The organism is Cedecea sp. AS113, assembly GCF_037152415.1.
Classification (GTDB): Bacteria; Pseudomonadota; Gammaproteobacteria; order Enterobacterales; family Enterobacteriaceae; genus Cedecea.
Map to the genome: position 1 here is coordinate 37761 of NZ_JBBCMI010000009.1, position 12409 is coordinate 50169.

Sequence of the window (12409 nt, forward strand, 5' to 3'; positions counted from 1 at the left end):
ATGATTGTTTTCTCCTCGTTACAAATTCGTCGCGGCACCCGCGTTCTGCTGGATAACGCCACCGCCACCATCAACCCCGGGCAAAAAGTCGGCCTGGTGGGTAAAAACGGCTGTGGAAAATCCACGCTGCTGGCGTTGCTGAAAAACGAGATAAGCGCCGATGGCGGGAGCGCAAGCTTTCCCGGCAACTGGCAGCTTGCCTGGGTGAATCAGGAAACGCCAGCCCTTGCGATGCCGGCGATAGAGTATGTGATCGACGGCGACCGTGAATTCCGCAAGCTGGAAGCCGAGCTAGACGTCGCCAACGAACGCAACGACGGTCACGCCATTGCGCTGGTTCACGGCAAGCTGGACGCGGTCGATGCGTGGACCATTCGCTCACGCGCCTCCAGCCTGCTGCACGGTCTGGGCTTCAGCAATGAACAGCTGGAACGCCCGGTAAGCGATTTCTCGGGCGGCTGGCGCATGCGTCTTAACCTTGCCCAGGCGCTCATTTGCCGTTCCGACCTGCTGCTGCTCGATGAACCAACCAACCACCTCGATCTGGACGCGGTCATCTGGCTGGAGCGCTGGCTGAAAAGCTACCAGGGTACCCTGATTCTTATCTCTCACGACCGGGACTTCCTCGATCCGGTGGTCGATAAAATTATCCACATCGAACAGGAAAATATGTTCGAGTACACCGGCAACTATTCGTCATTTGAGATCCAGCGCGCAACTCGCCTGTCTCAACAGCAGTCGATGTACGAAAGCCAGCAGCAAAAAGTGGCCCACCTGCAAAGCTTTATCGATCGCTTTAAAGCTAAAGCGTCCAAAGCCAAGCAGGCGCAGAGCCGCGTGAAAATGTTGGAGCGCATGGAGCTGATTGCCCCGGCTCACGTCGATAACCCGTTTCACTTCAGCTTCCGTGCGCCAGAAAACCTTCCCAATCCACTGCTGAGGATGGAAAAGGTCAGCGCAGGCTACGGTGAGCGAGTGATCCTCAACTCCATCAAGCTGAACCTTGTTCCTGGCTCGCGTATTGGCCTGCTGGGCCGAAACGGGGCGGGGAAATCCACGTTAATCAAACTGCTGGCCGGTGAATTGCAGCCGCTGCAGGGTGACATTGGCCTGGCCAAAGGCATCAAGCTCGGCTACTTCGCCCAGCATCAGTTGGAATACCTGCGCGCCGATGAATCGCCGCTTCAGCATCTGGCTCGTATTGCCCCACGCGAGCTGGAACAGCAATTGCGTGACTATCTGGGCGGCTTTGGTTTCCAGGGCGATAAAGTCACGGAACAAACGGCGCGTTTCTCCGGCGGTGAAAAAGCCCGGCTGGTGCTGGCGCTGATTGTCTGGCAGCGCCCTAACCTGCTGCTGCTCGATGAACCGACGAACCACCTCGATCTCGACATGCGCCAGGCGCTGACCGAAGCGCTAATCGACTTTGAGGGCGCGCTGGTTGTGGTTTCGCACGACCGCCACCTGCTGCGCTCCACCACGGACGATCTCTACCTGGTGCACGACGGCAAAGTGGAAGCTTTCGATGGCGACCTCGAGGATTACCAACAGTGGCTGAGCGACCTGCAAAAACAGGAGAATCAGCCCGCGGAATCAGCGAAAGATAACGCCAACAGCGCCCAGGCCCGCAAGGACCAGAAGCGCCGTGAAGCCGAACTTCGCACCCAAACTCAGCCGCTGCGCAAGCAAATTACCCAGCTTGAAAAGCAGATGGAAAAGCTGAACGCTCAGCTTGCAGAAGTAGAAGAGAAGCTGGCAGACAGCGCTATCTACGACCAGAGCCGTAAAGCCGAGATGAACGAATGCCTGCAAACGCAGGTAAAAGTGAAGTCGGCGCTGGAAGAGTGCGAGATGGAATGGCTGGATATTCAGGAACAGCTTGAACAGATGCTGCAGGCCGACTAAACGCGAACGTTTCCCTCTCCTCGCGAGGAGAGGGTTTGCCCTCAACGCCAGATAAGCAGCACGCAGGCGGCGGTTAACACGCCCATGCTGACGTTGAAAATAGCCCAGGAGCGACGGCTGCGCAGGAACAGGCCAATCAGGCTGCCAAAGGCTATCCAGATAACCCCGGCCACAATGTTCACCAGCGCAATCCCTACGCTAATCATCGCCACGGAATGCAGGTAGGCTGCGCCCGCCAGGCTGAAACTGGCTACCGCACCCAGCGCCATCAGCCACGCTTTAGGGTTAATCACCTGCAGCAGGCCACCTTGCCAGAAAGGTACCGGAGACGGCGGGGCCGCATCCGTTTCCAGGCGCTCGTATTTCGCGGTGCCAATTTTCCAGGCTAGCCACAAAAGGTAAACGCTCCCGGCAATCTTCAGGATAAGGTGCAGAGCGGGGTAAAGCAGGATTAAGCTGCCTACGCCGAAGGCAACAAGCACTAAAATGCACTGCATCCCAAGCATGATGCCAATCATCAGCGGCAGGCTGCGGAAGAAACCGTAATTCGCCCCGGATGCGGTAAGTAGCGTATTATTAGGGCCAGGTGTGATGGCGGCGACCCAGAGAAAGCCCAGCATCGAAAGAAAAAGCGTTAAGTCCATGAATTGGGTGCTCCACACCCGAAGAATAATTAGCGAACTAAACGAAACTAACAGTGTGATATGGCCAGTACAAGTCCTTTAGAATTGAATATTCATCATGATGAAGGTGACGATTTCCGCCCGATGCGCGGACTCAGTAACCCGCATCTGCAAACCATGATCCCACGTTTGATTCGTCGTCGAATCAATTTCAAACCCCACTGGCAGCGGCTGGATATGCCGGACGGGGATTTCGTCGATCTTGCGTGGAGCGAAGATCCGCAAACCGCTATGCACAAACCTCGCCTGGTCGTGTTTCACGGACTCGAAGGCAGCCTCCACAGCCCGTATGCTCACGGTATGATAGAAGCGGCGAAAAAACGCGGCTGGCTGGGCGTGGTGATGCATTTTCGCGGCTGCAGCGGCGTGCCGAACCGTAAAGAACGCATTTATCACTCCGGCGAAACCGAAGACGGTACTTACTTCCTCGAATGGTTAAACCAGCGCTACGGTGAAGTCCCCACCGCCGCAGTTGGTTTTTCGCTGGGTGGGAACATGCTCGCCTGCCTGATGGCAAAACAGGGCGCTGCCTGCACGCTGAAAGCCGGCGTGATTGTTTCCGCCCCGCTGATGCTTGAGCAGTGTTGCTACCACATGGAGCAGGGCTTCTCGCGCGTCTATCAGCATTACCTGCTGAATCTGCTGAAGAAAAATGCCGCCCGTAAGCTGAAGAGCTACCCTGGCTCGCTGCCAATCGACCTCCGCAAGCTGAAAAGCCTGCGCCGCATTCGCGAGTTCGATGACTTAATTACCTCGAAGATCCATGGCTTTGCCGACGCGCTGGACTACTATCGCCAGTGCAGCGCCATGCCGCTTTTACCGGAAATTGCCGCTCCGACGCTGATTATTCACGCCAAAGACGACCCGTTTATGGATCACCACGTCATCCCGGATCGCGAAACGCTGCCGCCCAATATCCACTACCAGCTCACGACTTACGGCGGCCACGTTGGCTTTGTCGGCGGGACTCTGCTGCGCCCACAGATGTGGCTTGAGCAGCGCATTCCCGACTGGCTAACCCGCTTCCTGGACCACTGAAATGATCATTCCCTGGCAAGATCTCGACCCTGAAACGCTCGACAATTTGATTGAATCTTTTGTATTACGGGAAGGCACCGATTATGGTGAGCAGGAGCGCTCGCTGACGCAAAAAGTCGCCGACGTGAAGCGCCAGTTACAAAGCGGCGAGGCCGTGCTGGTTTGGTCTGAACTCCATGAAACGGTGAACATTATGCCGCGCGGGCAGTTTCGCGGCTGACCGCTGACTGGCAGGGTGATCTATACTGGCTGAAAAGTATAACAAGCAGATACAGATCTCTTTTCCGATCCCTCACGGAGTTTTCACCCTATGTCAGCCAAACACCCGGTTATTGCGGTCACAGGTTCCAGCGGCGCCGGCACCACGACCACCAGCCTCGCTTTCCGCAAGATTTTCCAGCAGCTCAACCTGCGCGCCGCTGAAGTTGAAGGCGACAGTTTCCACCGCTATACCCGCCCGGAAATGGACATGGCTATCCGCAAAGCACGCGATGCTGGCCGCCATATTAGTTACTTTGGGCCAGACGCCAACGACTTCGGGTTACTGGAACGAACCTTTATCGAATACGGCCAGACCGGCAAAGGGCAAGCGCGTAAATACCTGCATACCTACGATGAAGCGGTGCCGTGGAACCAGGTGCCGGGCACTTTTACGCCCTGGCAGCCGCTCCCGGAGCCCACTGACGTCCTGTTTTACGAAGGCCTGCACGGCGGTGTAGTCACCCCTCAACATAACGTCGCCGACTGCGTCGATTTACTGGTAGGCGTGGTGCCCATCGTTAACCTGGAATGGATTCAGAAACTGGTGCGCGATACCAGCGAACGCGGCCATTCACGGGAAGCGGTGATGGATTCCGTAGTGCGCTCCATGGACGATTACATCAACTTCATTACGCCGCAGTTCTCACGTACCCATATCAACTTCCAGCGCGTTCCGACGGTAGACACCTCTAACCCGTTTGCCGCGCGAGCCATTCCGTCGCTGGACGAAAGCTTCGTGGTCATTCACTTCCGTGGGCTGGACGACATCGACTTCCCTTATCTGCTGGCGATGTTGCAGGGGTCGTTTATCTCCCACATCAATACATTGGTGGTACCGGGCGGGAAAATGGGGCTGGCGATGGAGCTGATCATGGCCCCGCTGGTGCAGCGGCTGGCAGAAGGCAGGAAAATTGCCTGATGGCGTAAGGGCGGTCTGTATACCGCCCTTTTCTACTTAGGCTTCAATAATTTCGTAGCTGTGGCTAATCTCTGCGGCTTTCTCCAGCATCAACGTCACCGAGCAATATTTCTCTGCCGTCAGCTCAACGGCGCGGGCAACCGCACTTTCTTTCAGCTCTTTCCCGGTCACAACAAAATGCAAATGAATGCGGGTAAACAGACGAGGTGCTTCTTCACGACGTTCGGAAGTCAGTTTCACCTCACAATCCGTCACATCGTGGCGGCCTTTTTGCAGAATCGACACCACGTCAATTGAGCTACAACCGCCCGCGGCCATCAGCAGCATTTCCATCGGGCTTGGCGCTTTATCCCCGGAGTTCCCGTCCATCAGAACTTGGTGGCCAGAAGCGGATTCGCCGAGGAAGGTCATGCCTTCCACCCATTTAACACGTGCCTGCATTTTACCTACTCCCGTAATAAAAATTTCTTTCAGATTACGCGTCTACGTGAAAACTGGCAACGTAAGGCGATCCAGGTCATGCTGAAACGAGACAATACAAGACACTAACCAAAAGCTATGCTAAAACAATCCGGATGCTGCTGCGATACAGAGACGTTTATGCCGTAAGCAGAGGAAACGACTAATTACAGGCCGCAGGGTTAACCTGCCCGCCAGCTCCCAGGGCTTGGGAAAATTTCACGATTGCAACGCCAGACAAGAGGTTCCGCGTCTTGTCTTTGGTAGCCAGTTTATAACAGAGGATAACCGCGCATGGTGCTTGGCAAACCGCAAACAGACCCGACTCTCGAATGGTTCTTGTCTCATTGCCACATTCATAAGTATCCGTCGAAGAGCACGCTGATTCACCAGGGTGAAAAGGCGGAGACGCTGTACTACATCGTCAAAGGCTCCGTAGCTGTTCTGATTAAAGATGAAGAAGGCAAGGAGATGATCCTTTCTTATCTGAATCAGGGTGATTTCATTGGTGAATTAGGTTTGTTCGAAGAAGGCCAGGAGCGTAGCGCCTGGGTTCGCGCCAAGTCAGCCTGTGAAGTAGCTGAAATTTCCTATAAAAAATTCCGTCAGCTGATTCAGGTCAACCCGGACATCCTGATGCGCCTTTCTTCCCAGATGGCGCGCCGCCTGCAGGTAACTTCTGAGAAAGTAGGCAACCTCGCCTTCCTCGACGTGACCGGCCGCATTGCTCAGACGCTGCTGAACCTGGCTAAACAGCCGGATGCCATGACCCATCCGGACGGGATGCAAATCAAAATCACCCGCCAGGAAATCGGTCAGATCGTGGGCTGCTCCCGCGAAACCGTTGGCCGTATTCTGAAAATGCTGGAAGATCAGAACCTCATTTCCGCCCACGGTAAAACGATTGTCGTTTACGGCACCCGTTAATTAGCCCTTATAAAGGCGTGTCGCTTCGGTAACACGCCTTTTTTGTCTCTACAATTCAGGCTATGTGGAAGAGATTAATTTACCACCCGGAAGTTAACTACGCGCTGCGGCAAACGATGGTGCTGTGTCTTCCCGTGGCTGTCGGCCTGCTGCTTGGCAGCCTGCAAAACGGTCTGCTCTTCTCGTTAGTTCCCGCCTGCTGCAACATTGCCGGGCTGGACACGCCGCACAAGCGCTTCTTCAAACGATTGATCATCGGCGGCAGTCTGTTCGCTCTCAGCAGCCTTATCCTGCAGCTTCTGCTGCTTTACACCCACATCCCGCTCCCGGCGATATTGATCGTCATGGCTCTGCTGCTCGGCGTGACGGCAGAAATCAGCTCACTTCACGCCCGCCTGCTGCCCGCATCGCTGATCGCCGCTATTTTTACGCTCAGCATGGCCGGGAATATGCCGATCTGGAAGCCCATGGTGCTCTATATCTTCGGCACCATCTGGTACGGCGCCTTCAACTGGTTCTGGTTCCGGCTATGGCGTGAACAACCGCTCAGGGAGTCGCTCAGCCTGCTGTACCGCCAGTTGGCAGATTACTGCGAAGCAAAGTACAGCCTGCTGACCCAGCATACCGACCCGGAAAAAGCGCTGCCGCCACTGCTGGCCCGCCAGCAAAAAGCCGTCGACCTGATCACTACCTGCTACCAGCAGCTGCATATGCTATCGGCCAATCAGCAAAACGGCTACAAGCGTCTGTTACGCGCTTTCCAGGTTGCGCTGGATCTGCAGGAACACATTTCGGTTAGCCTGCATCAGCCTGAAGAGGTGCAAAAACTGGTCGAGCAAAGCCATGCGGAAGCCGTGATCCGCTGGAATGCTCAAACCATCGCCGCGCGCCTGCGCGTGCTGGCAGACGATATTCTTTACCACCGCTATCCAACGCGCTTTACCATGGATAAGCAGATCGACGCCCTGGAAAAAATCGCCCGCCAGAATCCGGACAATCCAGTGGGGCAGTTCTGCCATTACCACTTCAGCCGCATTGCCCGGGTACTGAAAACCCAGCGGCCGCTGTACGTGAGGGATTTAATGGAGGACAGGGAACGCCGTTTACCGTTTTTCCCGGCCCTGAAAAGCTATCTCTCGTTTAAATCCTCCGCTTTGCGCAGCTCCGCGCGCTTAGGTGTGATGCTGACCATTGCCAGCCTGCTGGGCTCCTTCTTACACCTGCCAAAGCCGTATTGGATCCTAATGACGGTGATGTTCGTGACGCAAAACGGCTACGGTGCAACGCGGGTGCGCATTGTTCACAGGGCGGCAGGTACCATGGCGGGGCTGTGTATCGCGGGTATCACCCTGCACTTCCACGTCCCGGACAGCTACACCCTGCTGGCGATGTTAATGATTACGCTGGTGAGTTACCTGTTTATCCGCAAAAGCTACGGCTGGGCCACCATTGGCTTCACCGTCACGGCGGTATATACCCTGCAGCTCATCACCCTCAGCGCTGAGAGTTACATTATTCCCAGGCTGATAGACACTCTGCTTGGCTGCCTGATCGCCTTTGGCGGCATGATCTGGCTGTGGCCACAGTGGCAAACCGGCCTGCTGCGTCAGAACGCCCACGACGCGCTGGAGGCGGACCAGGACGCTATTCGGCTGATACTAAGCAACGATCCAGAGCCCACGCCGCTGGCCTGGCAGCGTATGCGGGTCAACCAGGCGCACAATGCGCTGTTCAACTCGCTCAATCAGGCGATGCAGGAGCCAGGCTTTAACTCCCACTACCTAGCAGACATGAAACTTTGGGTGACGCACAGCCAGTTCATCGTCGAGCATATCAACGCCATGACCACGCTGGCGCGCGAACACAACATGCTGACGCCGGACCTGGCGCAGAAATATCTACAGTCTTGTGAGATTGGGTTACAGCGGTGCCAGCAAAGGCTGGAGTATGACGGGCCTGGCGGGTCGAACGACACGAATATCCTGGAATCGGACACGCTGCCCACGGGGCCGTTAAGCACCATGGAGCAGCATTTACAGCGGATTATTGGCCACCTGAACACCATGCATACCATCTCCTCGGTCGCCTGGCGCCAGCGGCCTCATCATGGGATCTGGCTCAACCGCCGTCTGCGACGCTCGGGTTAGCCTTAGCTGGCTACCACGCTGGCAACCGCTTTGGCGAAGCGCTGCATCCCTTCCAGGATATCCGCGTCCTCGACAATAAGCGAAGGCGCGAAGCGCATAACGTCCGGTCCGGCGTTCAATACCATCACACCTTCTGCCGCGCCAGCGTAGAGAAACTCACGGGCGCGCCCTTTGTACTTCTCGTTAAGCTCTGCGCCAATCAACAGCCCCATGCCGCGAATGTCGCTGAACAGATCGAACTGTGCGTTTATCTTTTGCAGTTGTTCAACGAAAAGCTGACGTTTGTCCGCCACACCTTTGAGGACTTCCGGCGTGTTGATGATATCGAAAGCCGCCCCGGCCACCGCACAGGCCAATGGGTTGCCGCCGTAGGTAGAACCGTGGCTGCCGACGTGGAACGCGGAGGCAATTTCATGGGTGGTCAGCATAGCGCTTACCGGGAAACCACCGCCAAGCGCTTTGGCGCTGGTCAGAATATCTGGCGTGACGCCGTAGTTGATGTAAGCGAAAAGCTCGCCCGTGCGGCCCATGCCGGACTGCACTTCATCAAAGACCAGCAGCGCCTGGTGCTCATCACACAAATCGCGCAGCCCCTGCAGGAATTCCGGCGTCGCGGCGGTCACGCCACCCTCGCCCTGAATCGGCTCCACCACCACCGCGCAGGTATGATCGTCCATCACCGCTTTCACCGCCGCGAGGTCGTTATACGGCACATGAATAATATCGGCAGGTTTCGGGCCGAAGCCGTCGGAGTATTTAGCCTGTCCCCCCACGGAAACGGTGAACAGCGAACGCCCGTGAAACGCATTGTAAAAGGCGATGATTTTGCTTTTGTACGGGCTATGGCGGGTCGAAGCATAATAGCGAGCCAGCTTGAAAGCCGTCTCGTTCGCTTCCGTACCGGAGTTCATGAAGACGACGCGCTCGGCAAAGGTGGCATCAATCAGCTTACGGGCAAGTTTCAGGGCGGGCTCATTAGTAAAAACGTTGCTGGTGTGCCACAGGGTTTCACCCTGGGTTTTCAGCGCCTCCACCAGCGCAGGGTGGCAATGCCCCAGTGCGGTCACGGCGATGCCTCCGGCAAAATCCACGTACTCCTTCCCGGCGGTGTCCCACACGCGGCTGCCTTTCCCTTTCACTGGAATAAATTCTGCTGGTGCATAAATCGGCAGAATCACTTCATCGAAGGTTGCCCGCGTAACCGCTGATTGTTCAGTTGTCATTTATTCCCCACCCGTTGTTATGCGTTAGACACCAATGAAAATATAATCACGAAATATGCATAAAAAACCAAAAACAGGCAAGTAACAATTCATCTCTGGAGGAAATTCGCCAGCAGCGCATGCCCCTGCTCGCTGAGAATACTTTCCGGGTGGAACTGCACGCCCTCAAGATCCAGCGAGCGGTGACGGATGCCCATGATTTCCTGTTTGTCAGTCCTGGCCGTGACCTCAAAACAGTCAGGCAGAGTATCGGGATCAATGAGCAGCGAATGATAGCGCGTCACGGTCAGCGGATTATTCAGCCCACGGAATACGCCGCTGCCGTTATGGCTGATGGCAGAGGTTTTGCCATGCATCACCTGTTCGGCCCGCACGATAGTCGCCCCAAACACCTGCGCAATAGCCTGATGTCCGAGACAAACGCCAAGAATCGGTAGCTGCCCGGCAAAGTGATTAATGGCGGCAAGTGAAATACCCGCCTCGGTCGGGGTACAAGGGCCTGGAGAGATCACCAACTTGTCAGGGGTCAGGCGCTCAATATCGTCCAGCCCAATTTCATCGTTACGCTTAACCAACACTTCCTCACCCAGTTCGCAAAAATACTGGTAGAGGTTCCAGGTGAAGGAATCATAGTTGTCGATAAGCAGTAACATGGCAGCTCCAGGGCAAAAAAGAACGCGCTATTCTAGTCGCTTTCCAACGCCAGGCTCACCACTTATTGAAATTCTCTGCTTCAGGGAGGGCGTAGCGCGGGCGATCGAGGCCCGCGCAGAAATACTTAAGGCAGGACCTTCGCGGAAAGAATCACGATAGGTTTAGTCGGCACATTCTGGTACGGGCCGACGTCATGGCTTGGCGCCTGGGAAATTTTATCGGCAACGTCCAGACCTTTGACCACTTTACCAAATACGGCGTAGCCAAAGTCACGCTGGCCGTGGTCCAGGAAGGCATTATCGGCCACATTGATAAAGAACTGGCTGGTGGCGCTGTCTTTGTCTGCGGTACGCGCCATAGAAATGGTGCCGCGGGTATTGCGCAGGCCATTGTCCGCTTCGTTTTTGATAGGCGGGTTAGGCTGCTTCTGATTCATATCTTCGGTGAAACCGCCGCCCTGAATCATAAAGCCCGGGATTACGCGGTGGAAGGTCGTGTTGTTATAAAAACCGCTGTTGACGTAATCCACGAAGTTTTTGACCGAAACCGGCGCTTTTTGGCTATTTAACTCAAGCTCAATATTGCCAGCCGAGGTGGTCAACAGGACGTGCGGATCGCCTTTTGCAGCCAGCGCCGCAGGTGAAAGCGCAGAGAGGGCGAATACAGCTGCAACAGCCGCCAGTGTCGATTTGAGCATGAACAATTCCTTACGAAGGCAGTGAGTGAAGCAAGTGGCTTGATTGTAAAGAGGCACCGCAGCCGACGCCAGCCATTTACGGTTTTTTACTTACACGCAAATCAACGAGTTGCCGCGCCAACACGCTGAAATAGATTGAAATATGTGACACACCTCATGATTCAGTCAGTTTATTTCAGCAATAAATTCATAATTCATTTAAATAGATCACGCAAATGACTAAAATCTGCCCGTCCGCCGCGCTGTCAATGCGCTTTACATTTCCTTGCACAGGCTCGTTATGACTAACAGCAACCGAACCAAGCTCTTATGGATTAGCTTCTTCTCCTACGCCCTGACTGGCGCGTTGGTGATCGTCACCGGGATGGTGATGGGAAACATCGCAGAGTACTTCAATCTGCCGGTGTCCAGCATGAGTAATACCTTTACGTTCCTTAATGCCGGTATTTTAATCTCTATCTTCCTGAACGCCTGGCTGATGGAAATCGTGCCGCTGAAAACCCAGCTGCGCTTTGGTTTCCTGCTGATGGTGCTGGCCGTCGCTGGCCTGATCTTCGGTCATAACCTGGCTATCTTCTCCGCATCCATGTTCGTACTGGGCCTTGTGAGCGGGATAACCATGTCGATTGGTACCTTCCTGATCACCCATATGTATGAAGGGCGTCAGCGCGGTTCCCGCCTGCTGTTTACCGACTCCTTCTTCAGCATGGCCGGGATGATTTTCCCGATGGTCGCCGCTATTCTGCTGGCTCGCAGCATCAACTGGTACTGGGTCTACGTATGTATCGGCCTGGTCTATGTCGCTATCTTCCTGCTGACCCTGGGCTGTGAATTCCCGGCGCTGGGCAAACATGCGAAGAAAGACGACCAGCCTGTCACCAAAGAAAAATGGGGCATCGGCGTGCTGTTCCTGTCCATCGCGGCGCTGTGCTACATCCTCGGCCAGCTGGGCTTTATTTCCTGGGTTCCGGAATATGCCAAAGGCCTGGGCATGAGCATCAACGATGCCGGTAAGCTGGTGAGTGACTTCTGGATGTCTTACATGTTCGGCATGTGGGCGTTCAGTTTCATCCTGCGTTTCTTCGACCTGCAGCGCATTCTGACCGTGCTCGCCGGGGCAGCCACCGTGCTGATGTACCTGTTCAACCACGGTGACCCGGCTCACCTGGCGTGGTTTATTCTGTCGCTTGGTTTCTTCTCCAGCGCCATTTACACCACGATCATCACCCTGGGTTCACAGCAGACCAAAGTCTCTTCCCCGAAACTGGTTAACTTTGTCCTGACCTGCGGCACCGTGGGCACCATGCTGACCTTCATCGTCACTGGTCCAATCGTGGCGCACAGTGGCCCTCTGGCTGCTCTGCACACCGCCAATGGCCTGTACGCTGTCGTCTTCGTCATGTGCCTGCTGCTTGGGTTCGTCACCAGGCACCGCCGCCATGGCGCAGAAGCTGCGGCACACTGATAGTCCTGCGACTCACCCTCTCCTTTAACGG

General features: G+C 55.4%; 12 protein-coding genes. 7 read left to right on the forward strand and 5 right to left on the reverse strand.

Going from position 1 to position 12409, the window contains the following annotated elements:
• Positions 1–1905, forward strand: coding sequence for an ABC transporter ATP-binding protein (locus tag WFN87_RS12675; RefSeq protein WP_336706432.1), 1905 nt, complete (start codon positions 1–3; stop codon positions 1903–1905).
• A gap of 41 nt (positions 1906–1946) precedes the next feature.
• Here WFN87_RS12675 and WFN87_RS12680 read toward each other — a convergent pair whose 3' ends face one another.
• Positions 1947–2549 carry a LysE family translocator gene (locus WFN87_RS12680; RefSeq protein ID WP_008457089.1) on the reverse strand — a complete coding sequence of 201 codons (603 nt, stop codon included), beginning with the start codon at positions 2547–2549 and terminating at the stop codon, positions 1947–1949.
• A gap of 60 nt (positions 2550–2609) precedes the next feature.
• Between WFN87_RS12680 and WFN87_RS12685 the strand changes: the two genes are divergently transcribed.
• From WFN87_RS12685 to WFN87_RS12695, 3 genes are all read left to right on the forward strand, one after another.
• The gene (locus tag WFN87_RS12685) at positions 2610–3626 is read left to right on the forward strand and encodes a hydrolase (RefSeq protein ID WP_008457087.1); all 1017 of its coding nucleotides are present in this window, start codon (positions 2610–2612) and stop codon (positions 3624–3626) included.
• Between the two features lies 1 nt (position 3627).
• On the forward strand, positions 3628–3846 hold the full coding sequence (locus WFN87_RS12690; protein WP_008457083.1) for a YheU family protein: 219 nt from the start codon (positions 3628–3630) through the stop codon (positions 3844–3846).
• A gap of 90 nt (positions 3847–3936) precedes the next feature.
• Positions 3937–4806 (forward strand): phosphoribulokinase, encoded by an 870-nt coding sequence (locus WFN87_RS12695; protein WP_008457077.1) that lies wholly within the window; start codon positions 3937–3939, stop codon positions 4804–4806.
• Positions 4807–4842: 36 nt separating this feature from the next.
• On the opposite strand, the gene WFN87_RS12700 is transcribed toward WFN87_RS12695, so the two are convergent.
• Positions 4843–5247 (reverse strand): OsmC family protein, encoded by a 405-nt coding sequence (locus WFN87_RS12700; RefSeq protein ID WP_166868079.1) that lies wholly within the window; start codon positions 5245–5247, stop codon positions 4843–4845.
• A gap of 312 nt (positions 5248–5559) precedes the next feature.
• Between WFN87_RS12700 and crp the strand changes: the two genes are divergently transcribed.
• On the forward strand, positions 5560–6192 hold the full coding sequence (crp, locus tag WFN87_RS12705; protein ID WP_003852956.1) for a cAMP-activated global transcriptional regulator CRP: 633 nt from the start codon (positions 5560–5562) through the stop codon (positions 6190–6192).
• 62 nt (positions 6193–6254) lie between these two features.
• Entirely contained in the window at positions 6255–8339 is a 2085-nt protein-coding gene (locus WFN87_RS12710) for a YccS/YhfK family putative transporter (RefSeq protein WP_336983132.1), read from the forward strand.
• Positions 8340–8341: 2 nt separating this feature from the next.
• On the opposite strand, the gene argD is transcribed toward WFN87_RS12710, so the two are convergent.
• The 3 genes from argD to ppiA form a co-directional block, all read right to left on the reverse strand.
• Positions 8342–9562 (reverse strand): bifunctional acetylornithine/succinyldiaminopimelate transaminase, encoded by a 1221-nt coding sequence (gene argD / locus WFN87_RS12715; RefSeq protein WP_166878393.1) that lies wholly within the window; start codon positions 9560–9562, stop codon positions 8342–8344.
• Between the two features lie 89 nt (positions 9563–9651).
• Positions 9652–10215, reverse strand: coding sequence for an aminodeoxychorismate synthase component 2 (pabA, locus tag WFN87_RS12720; RefSeq protein WP_336983130.1), 564 nt, complete (start codon positions 10213–10215; stop codon positions 9652–9654).
• Positions 10216–10340: 125 nt separating this feature from the next.
• Positions 10341–10913 (reverse strand): peptidylprolyl isomerase A, encoded by a 573-nt coding sequence (gene ppiA, locus WFN87_RS12725; RefSeq protein ID WP_008457067.1) that lies wholly within the window; start codon positions 10911–10913, stop codon positions 10341–10343.
• A gap of 280 nt (positions 10914–11193) precedes the next feature.
• On the opposite strand from ppiA, the gene tsgA reads away from it, so the two are divergent.
• A complete protein-coding gene (tsgA, locus tag WFN87_RS12730) occupies positions 11194–12378 on the forward strand; it encodes an MFS transporter TsgA (protein ID WP_008457065.1) in 1185 nt (394 codons plus the stop codon).
• Positions 12379–12409 lie beyond the last annotated feature (31 nt).